At 50.0% G+C, this 26,758-nt stretch carries 23 protein-coding genes and 1 tRNA gene; 6 read left to right on the top strand and 18 right to left on the bottom strand.

The genetic code is table 11. The features are described from left to right. Entirely contained in the window at positions 1–720 is a 720-nt protein-coding gene (gene lasR / locus ABJ225_RS19375) for a transcriptional regulator LasR (protein WP_347032980.1), read from the bottom strand. Between the two features lie 346 nt (positions 721–1,066). Here lasR and ABJ225_RS19370 point away from each other — a divergent pair, with 346 nt between their 5' ends. Next, positions 1,067–1,252 (top strand): hypothetical protein, encoded by a 186-nt coding sequence (locus ABJ225_RS19370; protein WP_053429376.1) that lies wholly within the window; start codon positions 1,067–1,069, stop codon positions 1,250–1,252. 10 nt (positions 1,253–1,262) lie between these two features. Here ABJ225_RS19370 and ABJ225_RS19365 read toward each other — a convergent pair whose 3' ends face one another. The 3 genes from ABJ225_RS19365 to ABJ225_RS19355 form a co-directional block, all read right to left on the bottom strand. Next, positions 1,263–1,601 (bottom strand): GNAT family N-acetyltransferase, encoded by a 339-nt coding sequence (locus ABJ225_RS19365; protein WP_347321381.1) that lies wholly within the window; start codon positions 1,599–1,601, stop codon positions 1,263–1,265. 28 nt (positions 1,602–1,629) lie between these two features. After that, complete coding sequence (locus ABJ225_RS19360) at positions 1,630–2,349, bottom strand: autoinducer binding domain-containing protein (RefSeq protein ID WP_015877499.1); 720 nt, start codon at positions 2,347–2,349, stop codon at positions 1,630–1,632. A gap of 111 nt (positions 2,350–2,460) precedes the next feature. Beyond that, positions 2,461–3,390: a DMT family transporter gene (locus ABJ225_RS19355; RefSeq protein ID WP_347321378.1), complete on the bottom strand. Its 930-nt coding sequence runs from the start codon at positions 3,388–3,390 to the stop codon at positions 2,461–2,463. Positions 3,391–3,487: 97 nt separating this feature from the next. Here ABJ225_RS19355 and ABJ225_RS19350 point away from each other — a divergent pair, with 97 nt between their 5' ends. Beyond that, entirely contained in the window at positions 3,488–4,180 is a 693-nt protein-coding gene (locus tag ABJ225_RS19350; RefSeq protein ID WP_218246654.1) for an MgtC/SapB family protein, read from the top strand. 1 nt (position 4,181) lies between these two features. On the opposite strand, the gene ABJ225_RS19345 is transcribed toward ABJ225_RS19350, so the two are convergent. The 8 genes from ABJ225_RS19345 to ABJ225_RS19310 form a co-directional block, all read right to left on the bottom strand. Next, positions 4,182–4,853 carry an MgtC/SapB family protein gene (locus ABJ225_RS19345; protein ID WP_290032675.1) on the bottom strand — a complete coding sequence of 224 codons (672 nt, stop codon included), beginning with the start codon at positions 4,851–4,853 and terminating at the stop codon, positions 4,182–4,184. 159 nt (positions 4,854–5,012) lie between these two features. Continuing rightward, positions 5,013–6,881, bottom strand: coding sequence for a PTS fructose transporter subunit IIABC (locus ABJ225_RS19340; RefSeq protein WP_347321377.1), 1,869 nt, complete (start codon positions 6,879–6,881; stop codon positions 5,013–5,015). Positions 6,882–6,892: 11 nt separating this feature from the next. Next, complete coding sequence (gene pfkB / locus ABJ225_RS19335; RefSeq protein ID WP_056541218.1) at positions 6,893–7,804, bottom strand: 1-phosphofructokinase; 912 nt, start codon at positions 7,802–7,804, stop codon at positions 6,893–6,895. After that, complete coding sequence (locus ABJ225_RS19330) at positions 7,801–8,553, bottom strand: DeoR/GlpR family DNA-binding transcription regulator (protein WP_218246652.1); 753 nt, start codon at positions 8,551–8,553, stop codon at positions 7,801–7,803. The genes pfkB and ABJ225_RS19330 overlap by 4 nt, the downstream gene beginning before the upstream one ends. A gap of 451 nt (positions 8,554–9,004) precedes the next feature. Continuing rightward, positions 9,005–9,220: a hypothetical protein gene (locus tag ABJ225_RS19325; protein WP_218246651.1), complete on the bottom strand. Its 216-nt coding sequence runs from the start codon at positions 9,218–9,220 to the stop codon at positions 9,005–9,007. A gap of 297 nt (positions 9,221–9,517) precedes the next feature. Next, on the bottom strand, positions 9,518–11,509 hold the full coding sequence (ltaS, locus tag ABJ225_RS19320; RefSeq protein WP_079515695.1) for a lipoteichoic acid synthase: 1,992 nt from the start codon (positions 11,507–11,509) through the stop codon (positions 9,518–9,520). 458 nt (positions 11,510–11,967) lie between these two features. Further along, on the bottom strand, positions 11,968–12,789 hold the full coding sequence (locus ABJ225_RS19315) for a Cof-type HAD-IIB family hydrolase (RefSeq protein ID WP_347321376.1): 822 nt from the start codon (positions 12,787–12,789) through the stop codon (positions 11,968–11,970). Positions 12,790–12,863: 74 nt separating this feature from the next. Further along, a complete protein-coding gene (locus tag ABJ225_RS19310) occupies positions 12,864–13,589 on the bottom strand; it encodes a GntR family transcriptional regulator (protein WP_056541204.1) in 726 nt (241 codons plus the stop codon). Positions 13,590–13,764: 175 nt separating this feature from the next. Here ABJ225_RS19310 and nagA point away from each other — a divergent pair, with 175 nt between their 5' ends. Both nagA and nagB read left to right on the top strand, forming a co-directional pair. Next, a complete protein-coding gene (gene nagA / locus ABJ225_RS19305) occupies positions 13,765–14,967 on the top strand; it encodes an N-acetylglucosamine-6-phosphate deacetylase (RefSeq protein ID WP_347321375.1) in 1,203 nt (400 codons plus the stop codon). Further along, positions 14,954–15,706 (top strand): glucosamine-6-phosphate deaminase, encoded by a 753-nt coding sequence (gene nagB / locus ABJ225_RS19300; RefSeq protein ID WP_347321374.1) that lies wholly within the window; start codon positions 14,954–14,956, stop codon positions 15,704–15,706. The genes nagA and nagB overlap by 14 nt, the downstream gene beginning before the upstream one ends. 34 nt (positions 15,707–15,740) lie before the next feature. Here nagB and ABJ225_RS19295 read toward each other — a convergent pair whose 3' ends face one another. Beyond that, a complete protein-coding gene (locus ABJ225_RS19295) occupies positions 15,741–16,484 on the bottom strand; it encodes a GNAT family N-acetyltransferase (protein WP_347321373.1) in 744 nt (247 codons plus the stop codon). 199 nt (positions 16,485–16,683) lie between these two features. On the opposite strand from ABJ225_RS19295, the gene ABJ225_RS19290 reads away from it, so the two are divergent. Next, positions 16,684–16,756 (top strand) — tRNA-Ala (locus ABJ225_RS19290). Positions 16,757–16,845: 89 nt separating this feature from the next. On the opposite strand, the gene ABJ225_RS19285 is transcribed toward ABJ225_RS19290, so the two are convergent. Beyond that, entirely contained in the window at positions 16,846–17,631 is a 786-nt protein-coding gene (locus tag ABJ225_RS19285) for a hypothetical protein (RefSeq protein ID WP_347321372.1), read from the bottom strand. A 145-nt stretch (positions 17,632–17,776) separates the two neighbouring features. Here ABJ225_RS19285 and ABJ225_RS19280 point away from each other — a divergent pair, with 145 nt between their 5' ends. Then, on the top strand, positions 17,777–18,454 hold the full coding sequence (locus tag ABJ225_RS19280; protein WP_347321371.1) for a hypothetical protein: 678 nt from the start codon (positions 17,777–17,779) through the stop codon (positions 18,452–18,454). Between the two features lie 34 nt (positions 18,455–18,488). Here ABJ225_RS19280 and ABJ225_RS19275 read toward each other — a convergent pair whose 3' ends face one another. The 4 genes from ABJ225_RS19275 to ABJ225_RS19260 form a co-directional block, all read right to left on the bottom strand. Then, the gene (locus tag ABJ225_RS19275) at positions 18,489–22,106 is read right to left on the bottom strand and encodes a GH32 C-terminal domain-containing protein (protein ID WP_347321370.1); all 3,618 of its coding nucleotides are present in this window, start codon (positions 22,104–22,106) and stop codon (positions 18,489–18,491) included. Between the two features lie 148 nt (positions 22,107–22,254). Further along, positions 22,255–24,057, bottom strand: a complete 1,803-nt coding sequence (cstA, locus tag ABJ225_RS19270) for a carbon starvation protein CstA (protein ID WP_347321369.1) — start codon at positions 24,055–24,057, stop codon at positions 22,255–22,257. Between the two features lie 125 nt (positions 24,058–24,182). Then, positions 24,183–24,920 carry a LytR/AlgR family response regulator transcription factor gene (locus ABJ225_RS19265; RefSeq protein ID WP_218246642.1) on the bottom strand — a complete coding sequence of 246 codons (738 nt, stop codon included), beginning with the start codon at positions 24,918–24,920 and terminating at the stop codon, positions 24,183–24,185. After that, positions 24,917–26,674, bottom strand: a complete 1,758-nt coding sequence (locus ABJ225_RS19260) for a LytS/YhcK type 5TM receptor domain-containing protein (RefSeq protein ID WP_347321368.1) — start codon at positions 26,672–26,674, stop codon at positions 24,917–24,919. The genes ABJ225_RS19265 and ABJ225_RS19260 overlap by 4 nt, the downstream gene beginning before the upstream one ends. Positions 26,675–26,758: the final 84 nt, after the last annotated feature.

Here is a 26,758-nt window from a genome sequence, read left to right as displayed (position 1 = left end):
TCAGAGAGTAATAAGACCCAAATTAACGGCCATAATGGCCGCTACGCGGCGGGAGGTCACACCGAACTTCCGCCGAATATTTCCCATATGGAAGTTCACATTGGCTTCCGAGCAGTTGCAGATAACCGATATCTCCCAACTGGTCTTGCCGATGGCGCACCACTGCAACACTTCCTTCTCCCGGCTGGTCAGAACCACCGGTTTGCTGACCGGATGTTCGAAGGCCAGTCCGGCACCGCTCTGCAGTGCGTAGTCCTTGAGCATCCACAGGGTCGGCAGGACCGACTCTATGAAACGGTTGGCCTCGGCCCGGTTTTCCGCTTCCACGCTGAGGCTCAGCGCGCCGAGTTCGCCGCGAGCACCATGCAGCGGCATGGTCAGCCCATACACCAGGCCGGCGGCCGAGGCTTCCTCGAAGAACTCGTGCTGCTTTCGCGTCTGGTAGATGGACGGTTCCCAGAAAATCGGCAGTACGCTCTGGGTACAGTGACTGACCGTCGGGTCGACCCGCGCGTAGCCAGCCCGGTCGTAATGCTCGCGCCAGGCGGCCGGGTAGTTGCCGACGATGAAGGCGTTCTCGTAGTCCTGGCTGTCCTTAGGCAACAGGCCGAACAGGATCTTCGAGAATCCAAGGTCGCTCGCCATCTTCTGCAGGATGGCGCTCCACTCCAATTTTCCACTTGAGCGTTCCAGCTCAAGAAAACCGTCAACCAAGGCCATCTGAGCCAGGATCAAACTCTCCATAAAAAGTTTGAATAGCTCTTTTAAAAATAAATCTAGAATTAACGTTGACGTGTTTGTCTTGTTTTGTTCAGTTTTCAAGGTTCAAATAGATTGTAAGCGCTTCGTTTCTCTCTGAAGCGACCACTTAAATGTATCATATATCGTCGATTCATGTCAACTTCTTTTTTATATAAAATCCGTTGCGCATCAGCGACATGTATTAATATATCATGCTGTAATTATTATTGCAATATATTTTTTATCTTTTTTATATATTATTCTTTTTTTATAGTGCGCCTCATATATATGATTCCATACTGCATTGAAAGGGGCTGCTTCACTTATGCTACTTCTACCTATTGGACAGGCCGTATCCTTCATCATGGCTGTCTACCTGTTCTCGTATTCTTATATCCAAGCACTGAAGATCAGCGAAAGCGCAGGCATCAAAATCGGTTCCGCGCTTACATTCATCTTCTCCTCCACGATGGCAGTCATATTCTCGGGACTGACGTACACCTTTTCATAAAGCATCGGAGTCAGAAGGATAATAGAAGACCTTCTTCCACGTACCCTTCACCCCCGATGATAATCGTCTCTTCTTTAACGATTTCAGGATTGTAGGAATAATAGAACGTTTTAGATGCATTCTCCCTCAATACCCAGATGAACATATCGTGACAACCAAGAGCCTTGAGGGAGGAGATGCTCCGCGAGAATAACTCCCTTCCGATCCCTTTCCCTTGGAAGTCCCTTACAAGATAAATGGCATACAGTTCCCCTTCATACTCCCCGCTTCTTTCCCTGCCCACAGATGCAAAACCGACAACCACTCCGTCTTTCGTCGTGGAAACCATTGTATGATGGTCCTCCGACAGGATCCGTTCCCACTTCAGCTTCTTCTCTCTACGGCGCCTGGATCAGCCCCATGCCGATCGCCTTGACGACCGCCTGCACCTTGTTGGCCGCGCCGAGCTTGGCGAGGATGTTGTTGATGTGGAACGTGACGGTGCGCTCGGAGATGTTGAGCTGTTCGCCGATCTCGCTGGCGGTGCGGCCTTCGCTGGTCCAGCTCAGCACCTCGCGTTCGCGCTTGGTGAGCGAGATGCTCGCGGCCGGCGACAGCTTCGGCACGAGGAACCGGCCCATCAGCGAATGCGAGAGATTGGCGAGCCAGTTGGCCTGCAGCGTCAGGCTGTTGATCTCGGCCGGCGTGAGGCGGTCCGAGCGCCGCGCGATGGTCAACAGTCCGAACACGCCGCGCGCGGCCCAGCTCGACTGCGCGACGCCGACCGACATGCCGAAGTCGCGCGCGTCGCGCCAGAGCGACGGTTGCTCCGCCGCATCGGCGTCGGGCCAGATGATCATGTTCGGGCTCGCCGCCCCGTCGCGCACGGTCGGATCGATCTCGATGTAGTTGCGCGCCTGATAGTGCGCCATCCAGCCCGGCGGATAGGTGTCGAAGATCTCGACCAAGGGCTGCGATCCCGGCTGCGGCACGCGGATTCCATAGCAGCAGTACTCGAAGCCGAGACGCTTCGAGTATGCGGAAACCTGGTGAAAGAGCTGCTGCTCGTTTTCCGCCGTATTGAACTGGTGGTAGGCATCCTGCCAGCGTAGTTCCATTCTATTGACAAGGAATCCAGATATCTGTCTGACACGATTTCCTTATAGGTCGATTTCCAGCTTTCCACATGCACTCTGGCAATGCTCCCTGCATCGGCGAGGCACGCCTTTCTATAAAGGAACGCCACTGCTCTCCTCCACCTTTCTAAGCTCTTTCAGTGCTTTCTTCAGTTTCCGTTCTTCCAACAAGAAAATCGTTACTCCCAAAAGGATGATTCCTGCACCGATGACCTGGGTGAGTAAAATTTTCTCGGATAAAAGCCAATAAGCCAAAATTGCTGCACCGACCGGCTCAAATAAGATCGCCATGGAGATCGTCGAGGTGCTGAGCCATTTCAGTGACCAGTTGAACAATGAATGCCCAAGGAGCGTAGGGATGATAGCCAGTAGCAAGAAGTACAGCCATTCTTTTCCTGCGTACGGATAAAACGATTCACCCTTGATCAGAGAATAAATAAATAGGACGGCTGCACTCATGGCGTACACGATATACGTATATGTCATGAGCGAAAGGCGTTTCCTGATGGTTTGACCGAACAGAAGATACCCTGTCACCAAAGCACATGCCACCAGTGCAAGAAGATCCCCCCACAGGGCAGTCCCACTTACCTTGAAGTCCCCCCAACTGATTACAATACTGCCGGATACTGCAAGTATGGCGGAGATCACTGATTTCCCCGTAAGCTTTTCACCGAAGAAGAGATACGCTCCCAAAAATGCAAAGAGTGGCTGGAGGGTCACAAGGACGGTGGAGCTCGCCACAGATGTATAGTTGAGGGATTCGAACCATAGGATGAAGTGAAAAGCAAGGAAGCCGCCGGCGAGAAGGCAAAGACCCCAGTCCTTCACGGTAATAAGTTTCAATTCTTTCACATAGTGTAGGAGAAAAAACGGTGTCATGAGCAGGACGGTGAAGAAAAGTCGATAAAATGCCAGCACCCCTGCAGGAGCCGCCGAAAACTTGACGATGATGGCGGAAGTGGATACGGAAATGACACCGATCGCAAGTAGTAGATATGGATTGATTTTTGCTTCTGACATGAGTTGGAGCACCCCTGAATTTGAAATCGATATTTTCCTCATTTTATTACTTCGTTCATGAAAAAACTATATCTTTTTATCAAATGGAGGGGGAAAGATGACGCCGATTGACACCACCCTGCTATTAAAATTGGGTATTTCCGCTATACTCGGATTGATCATAGGGCTTGAAAGGGAACTGAAACGGAAGCCTGTAGGATTGAAAACATCGCTCGTCATCTGCATCGTCAGCTGCCTCCTGACGATCGTTTCCATCGAGGCAGCCTATGTATCCCCTAAATCCGATCACGTGAACATCACCATGGATCCCCTTCGACTGGCTGCACAGATTGTATCAGGAATCGGTTTCCTTGGCGCAGGCGTCATCCTCAGGAAAGGGAATGACAGCATTTCCGGGCTGACGACAGCCGCCATGATCTGGGGAGCCGCCGGCATCGGCATCGCCGTCGGGGCAGGTTTTTACTGGGAAGCGACCGTGGGAGTCATCTTATTGATTTTTTCAGTAGAGGTGATCCCGGTCATCATCACGTACCTTGGGCCAAGGCGTTTGAGGGAAAAAGAGCTGTCCTTACAGGCAACCATTGAACAAAAGAAAGAAATCAAGTCCATCATCGAACAGATCAAATCGGAAGAAATCACAATTGAAAACATCCGGATCAAGGATTTAAAAAATGATCTTCATCTACTCGAGTTGAAGATCATCGTCGACTTCCGAAAAAAAACCGTGGATATATATTATACGATTTCTGACATCCCGGGCATCATCGATGTAGAAATCGAAAGTCTTTGAATCATTTTTTCATCAGGCGCACCTGATCGATGCCCTCCCGGGAAATCAATCCCTGCATTACGTTGTGAATGGGATCCTCACCAATTGAATAAATCATGAAGGAGCAGGAGATAAGACCAGCCCCTTGTTCAACGTCGAGCTCGGCAACCTCCAGTCCATGTTCTTGCATAAAATCAGTGACGGCAGATAATTCATCTGCCTGCATCCGGATGGATAACGTATACCACCGTTTTTTCCTAAGTTTACCCCTATAATACTGTTCAGCCCTCGTGAGGAAGAACAGGGTGAGGACGATGATCGCCGTTGTAAATATCGCTTCGTAGTGCATACCTATTCCCACGACAAGCCCGAGACCGGCAACCACCCATATGCTGGCGGCCGTCGTGAGTCCCCTGACGGTTACACCTCGATGCACAAGGATTGTCCCCGCCCCGAGAAAACCGATACCTGAAATCACATAGGACGGAATCCTGCTCGGGTCAAATCCGTTCAGCTCCGAATGCTCATCCAGGAATGGCTGAAACCCATAGATGGAGAGCAGCATGAGTAGACAAGAACCGACCCCCACAAGTATATGGGTCCTGAGACCGGCAGGATGATTCTTCGATTCCCGTTCCAAGCCGATCAACCCGCTCAGCAGTACGATGAGGAAGATCCGTTTGATGACAATCATGAATTCCGGGGATAACGGCGGAAGACCTATATACTCCACCTACCTCCCTCCTTCCGAAGATCTCTTATTTATACCTTTAACCAACCGTTCCGATTCTAAAACAGGACATCATTGAAAATAAAAAAAGAACCAGGCGCATCAACGCCTGGTTCTTACGTTTTATTTCACTGGTTTCTTCAGAAGCCCTACCAAGATTGCTGTGATCACCGAACCGATCAATACGGCCAGCAGGTATAGGAATCCATTCCCTTCTACGACCGGGAAGACGAAGATTCCTCCGTGAGGGGCAGGAAGCCCGATGTGGAATACCATCGTCAAAGCACCGGCAACGGCCGAACCGACAACAGCCGACGGGATGACCCTGAGGGGATCTGCTGCCGCAAACGGGATTGCTCCTTCTGTAATGAATGAAACACCCATGAAGTATGCCGGAATTCCTGCTTTTCGTTCATTTTCATTGAACTTGCTTTTAAAGAAGGTTGTCGCAAGGGCGAGACCAAGCGGAGGCACCATACCCCCGGCCATGATGGCTGCATGGGGAGCAAGGTTTCCACCTTCGATCATGGCAATACCGAATGTGAAAGCCGCTTTGTTGATCGGACCACCCATATCGACTGCCATCATACCACCAAGGATGAGTCCGAGGAAGATAAGGTTTCCTGTACCAAGACCCTCAAGCCAGCTCTGTAGCCAAGTGTTGACTGCACTCAGTGGTTCGACAAGGAATTGAAGCATAATGAAGCCCGTGATGAAAATAGCGAACACTGGATAGATCAGAACAGGTTTGATTCCTTCCAATGCCTGCGGGAAGTTCTTTGTGACGCGTTTGATACCAAGAGTGACATACCCGGCAAGGAATCCGGCGATAAGACCACCAAGGAATCCACTGTCACCGGTTGCTGCGATCAGACCACCGACCATACCAGGGGCAAAACCGGGACGGTCTGCGATACTGGAAGCGATGAACCCGGCAAGGACAGGGATCATAAGGAAGAACGCATTGCTTCCACCGATTGTGTTGATCATCGCTGCGAATTGGTTATATTCAGATGAATCAGGATTGGCTGATTGAGCACCGAAAAAGAAGGAGATCGCAATGAGGATCCCACCGCCGACAACGAACGGAAGCATATTGGACACACCATTCATCAAATGCTTATAGAATCCTGACTTCCCTTTGCTTTCCTTGGACGTATCTTCTTCTTTGTTGCCCCCACCGCTATAGACGGGTGCATCCTGCTTTTCTGCACGAGAGAGGAGATCCGCCGGTTTCCTGATGGCTTCAGCCACCGGTACCTGGATGACGCGTTTCCCTTTGAAGCGTTCCATCTCAACCTTTGTATCGGCTGCCACGATGATCGCTGGAGCGTTTTCAATTTCCTCCGCAGTAAGGATGTTTTTCGCACCGCCTGAGCCATTTGTCTCGACCTTCACATCGAAACCAAGCTCTTTGGCTTTTGCTTTGAGGGCATCAGCGGCCATATAGGTATGAGCGATACCTGTTGGACAGGCAGTTACTGCAAGGATCTTGCTTGAAGAGGAATCAGACTCTTCAACTGCTTCTTCCTCTTCTTCTTGATCATGAGTATTGATGATCGTGATGACTTCATCTTCAGACTGTGCAGAAAGCAAAGCCTGGCGCACCTCTGGGTCCATCAGGAGGGAAGAAAGACGGCTCAGGGCCTCCAAATGCGTCTGATTGGCACCATCAGTTGCCGCAATCATAAAGAACAAATGCGCAGGTGTACCGTCAAGGGACTCATAGTCTAGCCCCTCTACCGACTTCCCGAATGCGATGGCCGGCGACTTTACCGCTGCGGTTTTGGCATGGGGAATGGCAATTCCTTCTCCGATCCCCGTCGTGCTTTGTGCTTCACGATTCAGGATGGCTTTTTTGAATTCCTGTACATCCTGCAGTTTACCTGCTTTATCTAGAACCTTAACCAATTCATCAATGACTCCTGATTTTGAATCAGAGGAAATATTCAACTGGATGGTTTCTTTTGTGAGTAGTTCTGTAATCCTCATGTTCTTACCTCCTATTTCTCCGTAATCGTAATGTCGTTATAGAGTGATTCCACTTTTTCTGCGCTGCATAGCCCAATGGAATAGGCAGTGGCAGAACCTGAAGATGTTCCAAGGCGGAAGGCATCCTCGATGCTGTACCCCTTTTTCAATCCTGCAAGGAAGCCCGCCACAGTGGAGTCCCCTGCACCTACCGAGCTCTTCAGCTCACCATTCGGAACAGAAGAGACGAATACACGATCTCCGGTAAGAAGCAAAGCACCTTTTTCCGCCATCGATACAATGACGTTCCGCGCACCTTTCTCAAGCAGTTTCCGTCCGTAGTGAATCGCATCGTCTTCAGATTGGATCTCTACATCGAACATTTCACCAAGTTCATGGTGATTCGGCTTGATGAGATAAGGAGCAAGCGGCAGGACTGGTTCGATCAGGTTCTTTTCAGCGTCGATCACTACCTTGGTACCCTGTTCACGGCACTGAGAAGCAATCTGATGATAGAACGTCTTCGGCACGGAAGATGGGATGCTTCCTGCCAGCACCAGGACATCTTCATCTGTCAGAGAAGAAATTTTCCCGAGAAGTTCATCAAGATGATCCTCGCTGATTTCCGGCCCGCTTCCGTTGATTTCTGTTTCATCGTCCGATTTTACTTTTACGTTGATCCGGGAAATCCCGCCTACTTCAACGAAATCGGTACGGACGTCTTCTCGCTGCAGGAATTGCTTGATGTATTCCCCCGTAAAACCGGATGCAAAGCCCAATGCGGCACTTTCGACTCCAAGCGTATGAAGGACGCGGGATACATTGATCCCCTTACCGCCCGGCAGTGCTGCTTCAGTTTCGCTCCTATTCAAGCCGCCTTTTGTGAAATCGGCAACCTCCATAATGTAATCAACCGAAGGGTTTAATGTCAGTGTATAGATCATGTTGTCACAACCTTTATCGTAGTTTGTTTCATAATGGCGGTATCTTGCTCTTCATCAAGAGCATTCGTGATGACCATTGCTTTATCTATATCAACAATTTTACTGAATGAAATTTCTCCGAATTTGGAATCATCCGTCAGGAACATGGCTTCCCTTGCTAATTCGATTGCGACCCGTTTCACCTGAGCCTCTTCCGGATCAGGGGTCGTGAACCCGTATTGGGCGTGGATGCCGTTTGCCCCCATGAACGCTTTATCGAATCGGTAGTGCTTAAGGGATTCGACCGCCCCGCTTCCGATCATGGCCTTGGTGGTTTGTTTGACCATTCCTCCTACTAGGTAGGTTTTGAATTCTTTTTGTAAAAGAAGATCAACATGGGTCAATCCGTTGGTGACCACCACGATATCCATCTGCGGAAGATAATCTATCAAACTGAGCGTAGAGGTTCCGGCATCAAGGTAGATGCAATCTCCATCTTCGATGAGGCTGGCGGCGTATTGACCGATCAATCGTTTCTCATGAAGGTTTTTGGAAGATTTTTCAGATACACTAAGTTCTTTCAGTTTCCCTTGAAGTCTCGATGCTCCGCCGTGTACCCTCTTGAGGAATTTCTCCTGTTCAAGTTGCGTCAGGTCCCGTCGGATGGTAGATTCTGAAGCATCTGTCATATCGACGATTTCATGGATTTTGATCGTTTCCTTATCTTTTAACAGGTCAAGGATGATGCGATGCCTTTCATCGGTCAGCATGTTTTCTCCTACTTTCTAATCACTTTGCATACCTTATTATAATGAGAACGTTTGCAGAAATCAATCATTTTCTTTCATAAATGATCACATTCTTCCAAAAACACTCATCGTTTATCATCAAAAAACATATTTTAGAATTTAATGGAGGTATAAATGGGAGTAGTTCGTTTCATTTCGCTGCGGGAGCTCGCTTTCCGCGGGGCGTGAGGTAAGCCGCTTCGGCGCTGCCTGCAGGGTCTTACCTGCACGCCTTTCCGCAGGAGTCGAGCTCCCTTCGCTTCATTCCACTTAGTGCTTTTTATGGGTGAAGTGCGTCTCTTCATTGGTTGGGGTGATCATGTCACTCTTGATTTGATCATTTTTTCCACTGAACGAGTGTTTGCAGGTCGCTCGGCGATGCCTGCAAGAGCCTTTCTGCATGCTTTTCCACTGGAGTCGAGTTTCCTTCTCTTCAGTCCACTTTGTGGTTTTTGATGGGTGAAGTCCATCTCTTCATTGGTTGGAGTGATCTTGTTCCTCTTGGTTTGATCAATTTCTCCACTGAACGAGTGTTTGCAGGTCGCTCGACGATGCCTGCAAGAGCCTTTCTGCATGCTTTTCCACTGGAGTCGAGCTCCCTTCGCTTCAATCCACTTTGTGCTTTTGATGGGTGAAGTACATCTCTCATTGGGAGTGATCTTGTTCCTCTTGGTTTGATCAATTTTTCCACTGAACGAGTGTTTGCAGGTCGCTCGGCGCTGCTTGCTAGAGCCTTTCTGCACGCTTTTCCTCCGGAGTCGAGCTCCTTTCGCTTTATTCCACTCTGTAGTATTTCACTGGTGACAGTCTACATTCTGATTACCGCGGAATAATCAGGTTTATATGCGTGGTTCTCTCTTTCATCTCATACTTTCTTGTCTAAACACATTCGGGATACAAAAAAACTGCCTGGTGATCCTAATGGATCTTCCAGGCAGTTCGTCGGTTATTGTTCTGTTTGTGCCGAGTCTGATTCTTGGGTGCTTTTCGGATTCGGGTTGTTGTAGTTATAGTCTGAACGGTCGATTGGTTTGAAGCCATCCGGCGTGTAGAATCTCAAGAGGTCTTCGTAGACCACTTTGTCTGAGAGTTCAAGGCGCTTGTTCGCTTCTTTGCTTGCTTCATCACAGCCTTTGGTGTCCGCCTCATCGACTGGTTCACCCGTTTCATTGTTGTAGCATACGCCTTTGATGTCGGAATACTTATCCGTGATCACATCACCGTTACGGAACGGTACAATTTGTTTGTGTTCTTTCGACAGCATATCCTGACCGAAGCTCATATAGTCTGTTGTGTCGATTCCAAGAAGATGGAAGACGGTCGGACGTACGTCGATTTGTCCGCTGTACGTATGGTTGACTCCACCTTCAGCTCCTGAATTCAGGATGAGAAGTGGTACACGTTGCAGCTGGGCATTATCGAAATCGGTGATTTCTTCTTTGCCAAGAACTTCAGCCATGGCTTTGTTATGGTTCTCGGAAATACCATAGTGGTCACCGTAAAGGACGATCATGGTGTCGTCATAGAGACCATTCTCTTTCAGGTCGTTGACGAAGTCTTCCAGCGCTTCATCCATATAGTGTGCCGTTTGGAAGTAACGGTTCACGACACCATCTTTAGTATCTCCCTGACCGAAATCGGTATCTTCCTCATGACGGTCGAACGGGAAGTGATTCGATAGTGAAATGAACTTGCTGTAGAACGGCTGTTTCATCGACTTGAGCAACGGGATGGACTCTTCGAAGAACGGTTTATCCTTCAATCCATACGGAAGTTGTTCTTCCGGTTTGCTCATATCGTAATAAGTGGCGTCAAAGAATTGATCATACCCCATTGAGCGATACATTTCAGAACGGTTCCAGAACGTTTTGTAGTTCCCGTGGAAGACCGCTGATGAGTAGCCTTCCCCTTTAAGGATGGCCGGTGATGACTGATACGTATTATTTGCATGCGTCATGAATACGGCACCTTGTGGAAGTGGGTACAGGGAGTTTTCCATGATGAACTCCGCATCTGATGTTTTCCCTTGACCTGTTTGATGGAAGAGGTTATCGAAGTAGATGGCCTCTTTGTCATCGATCAGGGAATTCAGGAACGGCGTGATTTCTTCTCCGTTAAGGTCTCTGTCGATAACGAAGGATTGCAGTGACTCCATGGAGATGTAGATCACGTTTTTGCCTTTTGCTTTACCGAAATATTCCGGGTTCGGGTCTGCTTTGTTTGCTTTCACATAATTCTCGACCTCGGACACTTCGTTGCTGTCAGCCAGTGCGCGTTTTGCAGAGGTCTTCGAGTTTTGGATCACGTCATAGATCGTGAAGTTGTTCATACCAAGATATTTCACCAAGTAGTTACGGTCGAAACTTCTGGTCAATAGCTCAGGACGGTCGATGTTGGCAAGACCAAGGTTCAAAAGGAAGATCAGGACTGCTGATGTCATGAGTGCCATGACAGAGCGGAAACGCAATTTTTCCTGTACTTTCACTTTCTTGAAGAGCATAAGGCCAATGATGATGAAGAAATCCAGGAAGTAAAGGATATCCCACGGTCTGAGAAGCTCAAGAGCCGAGCTTCCAAGTCCATTATTCGTCTTCGCTTGAAGAAGAACAGGGACTGTAATGAAGTCATTGAAGAATCGGTAGTAAACGACGTTTGCATAAAGCAGGAACGACATCAGGAAATTGATGACGAGGAACGCCGCGTTTCGTCCTTTCCCTTTCCAGAAGAGGGCAATCGCAAAGAACAGGAGCGCCGAACTCAGTGGATTGAGGAAAAGCAGGAAATGCTGCATGAAATTCTGGATACCCAATTCGAACTCGGATACATATACGGCATAGGTCTTGACCCAGAATAATCCTACGACAATGAAAAAGAACGTAAGCTTACCTGTGCGGAGATCCTCAAACTGTGTTTTAAAGAAATTTTTAACGAAGTTCATATTTCATCACCTTTTTCAAGTCAACCTGGGTTGAACTTGTATTTTTCGGTTCAAGACCGATTGAAATTATGAAGAGTGTTGCATGAATGTAAAGACCAATTGAATCAACAGAATGTATTATAACAAAAATCATTTTCCTTTGTATAACAATTTAATGTAATTCGTCTCAAAAATGTTTCAAGGGGATTCGACAATTTGTCACAATTGAGGGGGAAAGCTTGTGATGATACACTTCTTTACTATCTGCAATATGGACGATGCTTATCAGGCTACAACAATGTACTAGATCTGCTACAAATATCCATGAGCGAATTGTCATCAGAAGAGGTATTTCCCCCATTTTACAAAGCCCAAACAATTTTTACATGAGAAAAATATACCAAACTCATTATATGTGCCCTGGATCATAATAGGACAAATTGGAAAGAGATGAGGCCCTGCTTGGCCCCATCTCCCCTTTATACCCGTGTGAATTGCTTCAATAAGAATTTCTCGACAACTTCTGCGACTCCGTCTTCCATGTTCGACGGAGCCACATAATCTGCTATCTCTTTAATATCATCCGGTGCATTGCCCATGGCGACACCAAGACCGGCAAACTCCAGCATCGTCAGGTCATTGTAACTGTCCCCGACTGCGATCACCTCTTCAGCTGTGATCCCCATCGTGTTGATCAGCCTATCCAGGCTCGCCCCTTTTGTGACTCCTGGCTCGGTCAGTTCAAGGAAGAACGGCTTCGATCTCATGGCGCTGAGCTCTCCGTCAAGCTCATCCTGAAGTTGCTTCTCCACTTCCGCCAACCTCTCTGCATCCTTCAGCATCAGGGCTTTAACGGCAGGGCGATCGACGGCCTCCTTGAAGCTTGGGACAACCTTCACAGGGAGTCCGGTAAGATTGGCTTCAATATCGGCATACTCATTTTCCTCTTCGACGATGATGGCATCATCCATATAGGTAAGGATGCCCACATCTTCCCGCTTGCTGATGTCATAAAGGCGGTGAAGCGATTCTGTTGAAAGAGTCCTGCTATACAGTTCCTCCCCTGTTTCACAGTTGATGACCTTGGATCCGTTGAATGAAAGAATATAGCTGCCATAGCGGGCCAACTCAAGTTCCTCCGCCACCCACTTCATACCATAAGTGGGACGTCCTGAAGCAAGGACCACCTTCACGCCTTCCTGCTGTGCCAGCAAGAGGGCTTCTTTTGTGCGCGGGGAAATGGACTGGTCGTCCCTTAAAAGGGTGTCATCCAAATCGAGAACGATCATTTTATATGTCATATGATGAACTTCCTTTCACTAGTTGCTAAAGATTGTAGTAGTGTAACACGTTTCATGCATGGTGAGAAGACACCTCATCGCCGATTCATTTCGATCCGGTATTTGTAGCTGTCCCCTCGATAGATCGACCAGACAAGCTCGAACGGCCGTCCATCCTCGAGATGGGTCACACGCTGAATCAAGAGGACAGGCTGACCCTCTTCCATCATGAGATGCTGTGCATCCTCATCCGTCACAAGGGCCGCTTCCACGGTTTGCGTCCCATGGCTGATCCTCATCTGACGATTTTCTTCTATATAATGATATAACGATTTTTCGAATATCTTTTGATCAAGCTCAGGGAATAGACTCACTGGGTTATAGCTTGTTTCAACAGCAAGCGGCTCTTGATCGGCAAGACGGATCCTTTTCAGCTTGTAGACGGGATCGCCCGGCGAAATGGCGAGCGCTTCTGCCACTTGATCCCCGGCTTTCACCTGTTCAAAATAAAGAAGCTTGCTACCGGAAGCCAGTCCGCGCCGTTCCATATCTTCACTGAAGCTCGTCAAACCTTGAAGATTCTGTTCGAACTTACGGTGGGAAACAAATGTACCGCGGCCCTTTTCCCTGAAGAGGATGTTCTTGTTCACCAGATTGGTCAGGGCTTGGCGCACCGTCATTCTGCTGATCTTGAACTCTTCAGAAAGCTCCCTTTCGGAGGGCATGATGTCGCCCGGCTTCCACTCCCCGGTTTCGATCTGTTGTTTGAGGTATTCCTCCAGTTGGTAATATAAAGGAAGAGGCGATTGTTTATTGATCATCGATCTTCTCCTTCCGGTACATTCGTTTCCCTTATCGTAGCACATTTGGGATGTATAGACCACTTCTACTTATTCATACAGGCATTTAGTGTCTTTGCCAAAACCAAACTGGTATAGACATCTATACTTTTTGTTGTATAATGAGAATAACAACGCAACAAAGGAGCGGATACGCATGAACAGCACACCCATCATTTTGCTAGGGGGCACCATCTATGGGGAAGACGGGGTCATTCCAGGAGGCTATTTGAAAATCGAGAACGGATTGATCTCCTCCATGGGCAGGAAAGAAGAACTATCTTCGTTGGAAGGCTGTGAAGTGGTCCAAGTGCCTGCGGAGCATTCCATCATCCCAGGCATGATCGATGTTCACATACACGGAGCAAACGGAGCCGATACGATGGACGGTACGAAGGAAAGCCTCGATGTCATGGCAGCCATCCTTCCAGCGGAGGGGACGACCAGCTTCCTTGCCACCACGATCACGGAGAAGAAAGCAGCCATCGAGGTTGCCTTGAAAAATGTCCGTGACTATATGGAAGGACATCAGCATGCCGGCCAGGCAGAAATCCTCGGTATCCATCTGGAAGGACCATTCATCAACCCTGGGCGCGCAGGTGCCCAACCCGTAAGGAGCACCTTGACACCGGACCTTGATGTGTTCATGGATTGGGAGCGATTGTCCGGTGGGACCATCAAGCTCGTCACACTGGCCCCTGAACTCGATGGAGACCACGCCCTGATTTCCTACCTGCATAGCAGGGGGATCGTCGCCTCGGCTGGACATACGAGTGCAACCTATGAACAAATGGAGAATGCCATCGATGCGGGTCTCTCCCACGTGACTCACCTCTTCAATCAGATGAGCGGGCTGCATCACCGGGAACCCGGTGTCGTCGGAGCCGCTTTTGCTCGCCCGGAACTGATGGTCGAACTGATTGCCGACGGTGTACACGTAAAACCCGAAGTCGTCAACATTGCTTACCGACAGGTGACGGATGAGCGCTTCATCCTCATTACCGACTCCATGAGGGCAAAATGCCTAAAAAATGGACAATACGACCTTGGTGGACAGATGGTCACAGTAAAAGATGGAGTGGCCTTGCTCGATCCAGATACCCTGGCAGGAAGCGTCCTGAAAATGGATCATGCCTTCACAAACGTTCAGGACTTCACGGGGGCCGGTATCGTGAATGCCATCAGGATGGCCTCTGAGAATCCAGCAAGGCAGCTTGGTGTCTTCGACCGCAAAGGAAGCCTGAAGACCGGCAAAGATGCAGACATCGTGATGATGGATGCATCACAGAAGATCATGGCGACCTACTGCAAAGGAACACTCGCATATGAAAGGAAGGAGGATTCCCATGAAACTGATTGAAGTGAAGGATTACGACGAAATGAGCCAGCGGGCAGCAGACTGTATCATCGAGAAGATCCACTCAACCAAAAAACCCGTCCTTGGTCTGGCAACCGGCGGAACTCCGAAAGGACTATATGAAGCCCTGATCCATGATCATGAACAGAACGGTACAAGCTATGGGAATGTGACCAGTTTCAATCTTGATGAATATATCGGCCTGCCTAAAGAGGATCCAAACAGCTATTATCACTACATGGACTCGAATCTGTTCAATCATATCGATATCCCGGAAGAAGCCGTTCATTTGCCATCCGGTACGAGGGAAGATCTTGAAGAAGAATGCATGGACTATGACGCCACGATCGAGAAGACGGGTGGAATCGACCTCCAGCTTCTTGGCATCGGGGAAAACGGGCATATCGGATTCAATGAACCTGGAACGTCATTTTCTTCAGGGACACATATCGTGGACCTTGCCCAATCTACCAGGGAGGCCAATGCCCGCTACTTCGACTCCCTCGATGAAGTGCCTAAACGCGCCATCACGATGGGGATCGCCACGATCATGAAAAGCCGGGAGATCGTTCTTCTGGTTTCAGGCAAGGCGAAGCAGGAAGCGATGAAACGATTGTTCGAAGGAGACATCACGGAGGACTTTCCCGCATCCATCCTCAATCAACACCCGCACGTTACAGTCATTGCAGATGAAGAAGCCCTCGGATTGGTCCATCAGCTGAAAACGATCGGTCAAAAATGAAAAAGAGGCATCCTGGTCGACGGATGCCTCTTTTCTATTCACTTTTGATGCGGTAATGGTGGGACGAAAGCGGGGTAAACCCCAACTTCTCATACAACCCGATGGCTGGTGCATTGCTTTTAACCACTTGCAGGTAGCTGTAACCGGCACCAAGGGCTCTTCCCCATTCCAATAGACTGGAGACAAGCTTCTTAGCGATCCCCTTCCCCCTGCTCTTTTCATCCACGACGATATTGCTTATACAACACAAGTCTCCTTCACAGACTGCTGTACCTACGGCAAGAGTGAGACCGGCTTCCCGATAGACAGCGAATACTTTTTTTCCATTGATGCGTGAAAAGATCGCTTGATAGGCAGATGCCCTTTCATTTGGAAAACCTTCCAACGATAGAAAAAAATGAAGCCAAGTATCGTCAGCTTCGTCAATCAGGAGTATATCCCCTTTATGCAAATCCGAAGGTGAAAGGATGCCAGCCTCTTTCACCATGGTGTAACATTCATCGATCTTTTCATACCCGTTCCGCTCAAGCTCTTCGTCGATTCCACTTGGGGAATTAGCACTAACCATAAAAATAGCCGAAAGTCCGAGCTTTTGATAGAAATGCTCAGTTGTTTTGATCCACCCGGGGGAAGGCTCCCCGATTGTCAGGACGCTGTTCGCCCTCTTCGTCACTCCGTATGTAGCACGCAACTTCCAATCTCCTAATAACTCTGATTGAACACTCGGCCACGCTGCTGCAGCATGGCGTTCCACTTCTTCGATTGCAAGCTCTCTCATCCCCTCACCCCTTGATTTTTACACATAAAACATACCATTAATTGAATAATTATTCAATTAATGGTTGGTGCAAAATGAATGGACTATTCATTTTGCACCAAGCATTAAAAATTATCGTTTTTGTGTTGCAATTCTCCCACTCTGACGTTATAATATAAAAGTATCCTCAGTGAGGGAATACGCCATACATATTCTTCATGGGGCATTAGCTCAGCTGGGAGAGCGCTACGCTGGCAGCGTAGAGGTCAGGGGTTCGAGCCCCCTATGCTCCATACATAAGACACAGAAAAAGAACGGCTTCCACGGAAGCCGTTCTTTTTTGTCTCTTCATTGAATGTCATACCGCTTTTCTTCTATAATATTATCCTGCAGATCCGATCCGTTTTCCCTCCCGCACCAGCCACTCACCGGTCCTCCACTGCCTATCTTCCTTTTCACTGTAGTATAGATCCATCCGGATTCCCAATCCCGGCCAGGGGCTCTTTATGAAAAGCGATCGAAAATGATCCTCTAGTCCCTGGATGGAAAAGGCAACCGGCGATGGAAGAAGCTTCTCCAATTCGCTGCGCGTCGCTTTTGTATAAAGGGCAAACTGCAAATACGGCAGATCAGCGTACTCATCATACACCCACTCAAACTTCGGGGCCCTATCATATGAAAAAGTCCGTATGTCATCATGAAATTCTTCGTCTGTTGAAGGAATGGTGAAGGGCCATTCCTCCCCTGGATACCGGTAAAGCGATGTTCCTTTACTCAAGGACGTTCTGAAGGTTTGCCACTCCCTCTCCCCCACCTGTCGCGTGGGGATATTCAGGCCGACATGGTCCACGCCTTCAATGAGATCCTGAAGTAAATCTGCGCACTCCTCTATGCTGATGACGCCCCAGGTGCATTCCGGCAGTTGAGGGATCTCCCCTTTTCCCATCGGTGAAGGTGAAACGGTCATCCCTTCCAAGATGAGACGGGCGTCTTCATCCCCTCCTTCCAAGCAGATCTCCGGATGCTTGACGGAGGAGCGCATCAACCTCACTTCAGGCTTGGCGATTCCCTGCAAAGAGGGATTTTGAAGAGGGCGGATGAACCCGATCAAGGCATCGACCCACTCATTATGTTCCGGCAGTAAGATAGTAATGGACTGTATTCTCATCTGCGATACCCCTTTCTTTCTTCTACATCATACAATCGGAAGGCTATTTCCTCCTGTCTTTATACGCCATGAAAAGACAGGTGATGGAATAAACAGGACTCATCTCCTGCTTCATAATGAGGTAAAATGAGAAGGAGGTGATGCAATGAAAAAGAACACATGGATCATCTTGGCAGCCGCCATCATTTTCATCCTCCTTTTCGCTTGGCTACTTTCCCGGGAGTCTGGAGTCGAGAAGGTGCTCAATCACTATACAAAAGAGAAGTACGGATTCAATGTCACCATCATGAGCAAGAAACATGAGCATCCGACCATCTTCATCGTCAAGAGGACGGACCAACCGGAAGTCGTTTTCCTGATGGAAAATGGAAGAAAAACATTCTCATCCAAGGTCCTCTATGATAATTATGGTGAAGCCGGGCTCCTTCTGGAATTCAATAAATGGCTCGAGGACTCCCCGGAAGCTGCAACGTTGAAAACACTCGGATTTGAGCGTCCCTATTTGACCAACTACTACAGGGACGGGGATACATGGGATCTGCATGACCTTGAAACAGCACTATTCCTGTACAGTAAGATGCCTTTGGAGGAATCCGATGCCGAAGCATTGGCAGAAGCGTCCTCTTCCCTAACAACCATCAAAGACGAGCTCACCAAGACCGGTTTTGAACTCACCATTGTGGAAGTCAATGAACTCTCTGACTATCCCGCCCTTTATGAACATCAGTCCGATGTCATTTCTACGAAAAATACCAGGACATTCAATTTCCAGCAGTTGGAGGGTATTGATTCGGCGGAAGATGCCAGGAAGTTACTGGATTGAAAAGGACCGCCCAGTGTATCTGGACGGCCCCTCCTTACTCTTTGCCGATGATTCTCCACCCTCTCCTTTTTTCCATACCTACCTCATGGAGTACGACCCCGCCCCCATGTGCCTCATCCAATGCTCCAAGAGAGCGCCCGCTATTCAGGACATTGAAAGCGAAGGTACCATCTCCCAGAGGGGTCACCTGCCACTGTTGGTTTCGATAGCCAAGATCGTCCCATACTTGAAGCGCATCCCCACGCATACTTCCCGAGGCGTCGAGTACCTTCCCACTGTCAATAGCCGTCACGCTGTAGCCGCCTCCTGGACGAAGGGAGAATTCCCATCGCTGAACGGGATCCCCCATCAATACGGTGGAGCCGTTTTCCACCGGTGATTCCAGTGCAAGGCCTTGAACCCCTCTTGATATCGTGTACGCCTCCCTACTGTCGACCACGGTCTCTCCCTTCAGCTTTCCACCTTTGGTTTTCGCCGTGATGATGCTGCGGCCGCTTCCTTTCATCGTGATGTCTGCTTCCCCGGTCCCCTTATCCCGGACTTCGACCGCTTCGGGGTTGGAGGACGACCAGTGGATGGCAGAAGATGAGTCGGACCTGACGGAGAGGGTATGACTCTCACCCTTCTTCAGGCTCAACCGATCATGATCCATTTGAAGGCGTTCCCCATTGGCTTCCTTCCATACCGTGTCCAGGGGATACACATCGAACTGGTGGACCTTAATGTTTCCACCGGTGGACGTCAGGCTCATACCGTCACTCGCCCCGTCCGGAAAAATGAGATTTGAGAAAGCGATCTCTCCATCCCCTGCAAAAACCTCCACAGAAGACCCGTCAACAAAGATGCGCAGCTTCACTCGCCTGTCGGCTGGATCCATTCCTACTTCATGCCTTGTGGAGAATTTCTCGGAGAAATCGACCTCTCCCGACCTGGAGCGATCAACATACATCGTCTGTCCCGCCCCTTCGAATCCGACGAGGGTCTCCTGGTCCCCTGACTCTCTCAGCCCGATTTCAAATCCTGAATCATCCTCCAGCAGCTCTATATCCGCTTCAATTTCATAAGCGATACCTGTAGTTCTGGCCAAGGGGTTCTTTGAATCCGGGGAGAGCGAGATGCCTCCGAAGGATGTTTTGTTCCCGCGGATTCCCTTCATTTCCCCAATGGGACGTTGGACCATTCGGACCTCTCCGTCAGCCAACGTTTTCAGCTCCCACTCCCTCGGTATGCTCATCTGACCGTTCCAGGGGGACGTCGGATAAGCAAATGGGTAGTCCCAGTTGCTCATCCATCCGAGTGAGATCCGGCGACCGTCCTCTTTTGGAATATCCGAAAAGGACATCGTTGCATACATTTCTTTTCCGTATTCATTCTTCAGTACGGTCCCCGCAGGATGATCACTGACGAATTTCTTTCCATCAAATGATCCGATGAAATATTCGGTATCGGATCCGTCTGTTTTGGGATTCGCTCCCATGCTGATGGATAGGACCCATTTTTGATTGCCTTCATCCCCATCAACAGCTAGCGGGAAGAAATCAGGGCATTCCCATACTCCGCCCCTGACATAGTCTCCATATCCGAATGAGTCGATCATTTCCCAATCGATGAGGTTCTTGGAGGTGAAGAACCGGATGTGATCGCCTCCGGAGATGACCATGACCCATTGATCCCTTTCCTCATCCCGGACGACTTTGGGATCCCGGAAGTCCCATCCACCGCTATCATAAAACTCACCGATATTCGGAATGATCGGATTCCCTTCATGGAACTGCCATGATCGTCCTTCATCCTTGCTGTAGGCAAGCCCCACTTTTTGATCCCCATTCGGTTTTGATGGGTTGAAGGAGGTGTAGTACGCGATCATCCCGGAACCTTGCTCCGGGAAGAGGCCAGAAGAATTATCATGATCGATGACGGCAGACCCGCTCCAGGCGTGCCCCATCTCATTCCAGGGAATGGCGATGGGCAGCCTCTTCCAATGGACGAGATCGGTACTGACAGCATGTGCCCACTTACCGCCGTCCTGATGAAAGAGATGATATTCCCCTTTGTAATAGACAAGTCCATTCGGATCGCTCGCATATCCCCTTGCCTGGGTATAGTGATATTGAGGACGGTATAGTTCACTGTAATACTCCTCGTGCGGCGTCGCATACACATGCTGGAAGAGGGCACTGCCGTTATACACATTCAACCCGAATCTCCCTTCGGAATAAGCGGGATCGACAACATCGATTGCAGGTTCTTCATATCCGTCCACATATACCTTGATCGATGCCCCCACGACGTGGAGTTCGACATGGTGGGTCTGCCCCGGGGAAAGTTCCCGTTTGGATTCCCCGATTGTCCGATCCTCCTTCAGATCCAGGAGCCGGATCCGATCAAGGTTCGGATCGACTTGAAGCATATATCCGGATGCCCCATCGGACCTGAAGATCAAACCGGCCGTTCCGTAGGAAGAATCATCTTGGATAGTCACATCGCCCTCCAGGATAAAATCATTCCCAACAGTGGTGGCCATGCGGAATGCGTTGTCTTCTCCATCACTGGTACCCATCACTCCTTGCAAATGGGGGAGCCACTCTCCCCTGTCAGGGGTCCACCCTTCAAGGTTCCCTTCGAGCCCGCTCACCCTCACATCCTGGAAGACGGCTCCTTTTTCAGCCGCGAACCCCAGATATCCTTCAGTCGTGCCCACCTCCTCATCGGTCAGGAGCGGACCTGGGTCTTCCCCCCAGAAAACGTAGACCTTGCCGCTCTCTGCCACGATCTTCACATGATACAGTTTATCTTCTTGTATCCCGGTTGAAACCGACTGCAGGATCTTTTCTCCTTTCAGGTCCACTAAACGGATCAGGTCCCGCTTTTCGTCGACTTCCACTTGCCATCCTCCCTCCCCTGTAGCATCAATCCCGAAGATCAGGGATGCCGAAGAGTCAGATTCTGTCAGGTAAAGCCGGGTCTCGAAAGAGAAATCCTCTGCCTTTGTAGCCGATAGGAGTTGTTGGTTCGTTTTCACTGATTTCAGACCGTCCGGGGTAAGCGCCCAACCCTTACTCCCGATCTTCACCCCATCAAGGTTGGCACGCCACTCGCTTACGGTTGTCTGACGGAAATGGGCCTTGCCTTTTTCCACAAGGAATCCATGATGTCCGTGGATCGGGCCGGTCTCCACCCCTTGCATCACCTGATCCCCATCCAACCAAAGGCTCGCAGTTGTCCCATCGGTTCTCACCTTGATCGATACTTCCTTTTTGGACCGGAGCGCATGCTTTATTTTTTTCAAAACTTCCCCATCACTCCGTGACATGAGGATGACGCTATCTTTCTTCACGTTGAACTGGATCTCCACTCCCCCTTCTCCCCGTTCATCTGCACCAAGGATGAACGAGGCCGATTTGTCCGCGGTGATCGCTGTTTCGTACTCTGCATATCCCCCCTTCTTATCCGCCGACACCATAAGGGCAGGGGCCTTTTTCCTTGCTTCTCCATCGACGTTCCCTTTCTTCCCCTGCTTCCAATCCCCCGATAATGGGACATAGCCGAAAATCGCATCATCCCCCTTTGCAGCAGAGCCGCTTGTTCCAGATATTGTCCATAATGACCCGAGCATCAAGATAACCCCCATCCACCTGAAAATATTCTTCACTCTCATTCTCCCTCCCTATTAATAAAGCGCTTACAAAACTACTTTATCAAACGGATGGATGGACGGATTCTACTCCTATCGGAACATGATGTTTAAATTTTTCCGATAAAAAACGTCCCGGATATGCTTCCGGGACGTTTCGTACCTTTTACGCCGACCTGCGCTGCATGGCAAGGGCCGGGTTGTTCCAATTCTGGATCCAATTTTTAATGGCCGTGAGGATGATGATCAGTCCGAGTATGAGCATCACGATGGAAAGAATCCCATTGAGCACATTGTATCCAGACGCTGCCTGATTCAGATATACGTTCTTGACCATCCAGTAACCGGCATAGTTGACGGTCACATACAGATAGACAAGCGGAATCAAACAGGTGAGCATGTATCTTCTCTTGTCTGCGACCTTGAGGATGATGGTCGCTCCGATGATCAGTCCGATCGAGGCCATGAGCTGATTGGATACCCCGAAGAGGGCCCAGACGGAACCGATATCACCCGAGAAGAGCAGATATCCCCACAGGAGGCAGGCAAGGGCACTCGCAAAGATGTTACCTGGTATCCAGTCCACACGCTTCAGCGGTTTGTAGAATGCACCGCCAAAGTCTTGGATCAAGTAGCGTGCCACCCGTGTACCGGAATCAATCGCCGTCAAGATGAACAGGGCTTCAAACATGATGACGAATTGGAAGAAGAACGAAGCCAGTTTATCGAACCAGGCAATGTCGGTGAAGATATAGGTCATCCCGACCGCGAGCGTGACCGCACCGCCCGTCCTTCCTTCAAGATTGAGCCCGATCTCTTCACTCAGCTTCGGAAGGTCGACCGTGGACACCCCGAGCGTCTTGAAAACTTCCGGAGTGGCGTTGATGGCGAAGTAGTCACCCGGATGAAGGGCAGTGGCCGCAACCAATGCCATGATCGCCACCACACATTCCACCAGCATGGCACCGAAGCCGACCGACTTGATATCACGCCAGCGATCGAGCATCTTCGGTGTCGTACCTGATCCGACGAATGCATGGAACCCGGAAATGGCACCACAGGCAATGGTAATCGAAATGAACGGCCACACCGGACCATTCAGGACAGGGCCGCCTCCGTGGATGAATTCTGTAAAGGCCGGCATCTGAATGGAAGGATTCACAACGAAAACTCCGGCAATGAGGGCCACGAACACCCCGATTTTCATGAAGCTGCTCAGATAATCGCGCGGTGCCAGAAGCAACCAGACCGGCAGAGCCGCTGCGAAGAATGCATAGACTGGCAGAATGATGGATAGCGTCTTCACATCAAGTGTGAGCAGCTCCCCAAGCTTGGTATCCTGGATGTAAGGACCCACGAAGACAGCCAGCATGATCAGCAGGAACCCGACGATGGAAGCACCCTTCAGGTTACCTGTCTTGCGATGATATAGACCGACACCCATGGCAATCGGGATCGTGATCCCAACAGCGAACGTACCCCAAGGATTCCGCTCCAGCGCATGAAGGACGACCATGGAGAGACCCGCCATCGTGATGGTGATAATGAACAACATGGCAAGCCCCGTACAAAATCCCGCTACCGGTCCAAGCTCCTTTTTGGCAACTTCGGCAAGAGATTCACCGTTTTGACGCATGGACGCGAACAGGACGACGGCATCATGGACGGCCCCTCCGATCACGGCACCGATCAAGAGCCAAAGCAGGCCGGGCAAGTATCCGAACTGGGCGGCCAGGATCGGTCCAACCAAGGGACCTGCAGCAGCGATGGCTGCGAAATGATGCCCGAATGTCACCCATTTACTGGTCGGGACATAATCCTTGCCATCCTCCAGCTCATGGGCCGGTGTCTTTCTCTTTTTCTCCATTTCTTCTAATTTCAAGACTTTCACAGCCATGAATGTACCGTAAAGCCGGTACGCAATCATAAGAATACAAATCGAACCGATCACCATCGTAATGGCATTCATCTCTCAAACCTCCCGTTGACGATTAAGTAGGTTCACTATATCAAATAAAACGCTTACTGATAGCGTTTTCATTATGAGAGGCCTGCAAATCGGATTGACCTGCAGAATTCGAGGGTTGAAATGCATCAGAAGCCGATCAGGTGCTTCAGCTCTTTCACATAGGTCCGGCTCACGGGTACTTTGGAGCCGTCTTTCATGATCAGGTTGTACGTTGAATTGAACCAGGGCTGTATCTCTTCAATGCATGTCAGCTGGATGATATAGCTTCTGTGCACCCTGAGGAAAGCAGGGGAGTCCAACCGTTTCTCCACCACGGATAAGGGCTCCGGTATCTGATAGACCGAGTCGACTGTCTTCAGTTCGGTTCTCCCTTCTGACGTACCGATATATACGATGGCGTCTTTATCAATAAGGAAGATCCTCTCATCCGTCGCGATGGCGAACTTCCCTGTATCGAGGTTCGGCCTGCTTTTCTTTTCTTCGACGGGTATCGACCGCTGCATCATCGACCGCACCTTGGCAATTGTCTGACGCACGCGCCCCTCCCCGAACGGCTTCAACAGATAGTCCACTGCATTCAGTTCAAAAGCTTCCAGGGCAAACTCATCATACGCCGTTGCAAAGATGATAAAAGGAGGCTGATCCATCTTGTTGATCTCCGTTGCCAGCATAAGGCCGCTTTCCTCGGACAGCTCTATGTCGAGGAACAGGATGTCGGGCCTATGTGAGCGAATTTGCTCCAGGGCATCTTCCACGTCCCCTGCTTGTCCAATGACTTCCACCTCATGGGTGCGCTTCAGTAGGTAGGCGAGCTCATCCCTTGCGAGTGGCTCATCGTCTACTATAAATGCATTCAGCTTCATGATTGCAAACCTCCTGTACTCTCATAGGGAATCCGGATGGATATCTCCGTACCCGTCCCTACTTTACTCGTGATGGCAAATCGTGCGCGGTAACTGTAGATGCCATCCAACCTTTCCTTTATGTTCACGAGCGCCGTCCCTGTCCCGTGCTTGGATGGGACGGTTTCGTTCCCGAGAATCATGCGCTTTTCTTCGGGAATCCCATTCCCGTTGTCCGAGACCCTTATATGGAGGTCGCTCCCCTCGATCGTGATCCTCACGAGGACCTCCCCCTTCTCCCTTCTGCGGGTGAAGGCGTGACGGATGCTGTTCTCGACGAGAGGCTGGAGGACAAACGGGGGCACGAGCCTTGCTTCAAGTCCCCGCTCCACTTCCCATGAAACCTCGTATCGATCGGGAAATCTCGCCTGCTCAAGGGAAAGGTAGGCTTTCACGTGCTCGATTTCCTTCTCAAGGGGAATGACCAGATTCCGGGCTCCCTGCAGATTGCTGCGGAAGAAGTGACTGAGCTCCTGCAGCAGCTCCCTCGCCTTTTCCGGCTGTGTCCGGCAGAGGACGGAAATCGTGTTGATTGAGTTGAATAGGAAATGCGGGTGGATCTGCGCCTGAAGGGCCTTTACTTCAGCGTCCTTCAGGAGCTTCAGCTGCTCTTCGGCATCCCCATGCTCAAGCTGCGTCGAGAACAGCTTGGCCAACCCCTCTGCGAGCTGCTGCTGCACTTCCGTCAAGGATGCAGGATCATGGAAGTACAGTTTCAACGTTCCCACCGTTTCCCCGTGCACTTTCAACGGAAGGACAACGGCAGCCAAAAGGGGGCAGTCTTCATTCCGGCACAGGATTTCCTCCCTGCTCTTCGCCATGAGGACCTCCCCTTGCTTCAATACTTTTTTCGTCAGTTCGGTGGCGAACCCCTTTGTTGGCTTGTGGTGATCCTCGGCAGACCCTACATGGGCCAGGACCCCTTCTGAATCTGTGATGGCAATCGCATCGGCCTCGGTCAGGTCCAGCATGATCCTGGCAACTTCCTGACAGGATTCTCCGTTCAATCCCTTACGAAAATAGGGGAGCGTCCGGTCAGCAATCGTAAACGCTCTCGTTGTCTGCAAGGCCCTTGTCTTCTCCTGCTCCCGTACGATATTCTGGATGATCAGCATGAACAGGAGCATCCCCAGTCCATTCACGACGATCATCGGGAATGCGATGACTTCGACCAGTCGGAAAGCCCGGCTGAACGGATCTGTTAAGGCAAGGATCAGAAGCATCTGAACCGCTTCCATCGATACCCCCACGCCAACTGCGTAACCGGCCGTAATGGATTTTCGTTTTTTCCTCCAAAGGCCAAGGTAGCCTGCCGCGCCCCCTGCCAGTACCGCCGAGACGGCACAGGCAGTGGCGGTGAATCCCCCAAGAAAGTAGCGGTGGATCCCCGATATGAGACCAACTCCGATCCCCACGACGGGACCTCCGAGGAGACCCCCTATCGTTATCCCCATGATCCGTGTGTTGGCGATGGCGCTATCCGGCTCCACTTCCATCAGCCATGAATTGCCCGTGATGGTTTCCGGGAAAATCTTAATGCCGGTATAATTGCTCACAACGCCGAGGAGGCCGAAGATCAGGACCAACAATACTTTATCCCTTCCCCCTTGATGTTGTTCAATGAGCTTCCTGAATGATTTCACTTGCGAGAACAAGAAGGCGGCAATGAGGACGATGCCTACTCGCTCGATCATCAGTGGAATGAGGTGGATCATGTCTCCCCCTCCTTTCAGTCGTTTATGCCTATCTATCTTACGTCATCCTTCACTCTCCGACAACGGGAAAATAAAAGGCTTTCA

Origin of the sequence: Rossellomorea sp. RS05 (assembly GCF_039822645.1) — a bacterium.
GTDB lineage: Bacteria > Bacillota > Bacilli > Bacillales > Bacillaceae_B > Rossellomorea > Rossellomorea marisflavi_B.
This window is presented reverse-complemented; position numbering and strand designations above follow the sequence as displayed.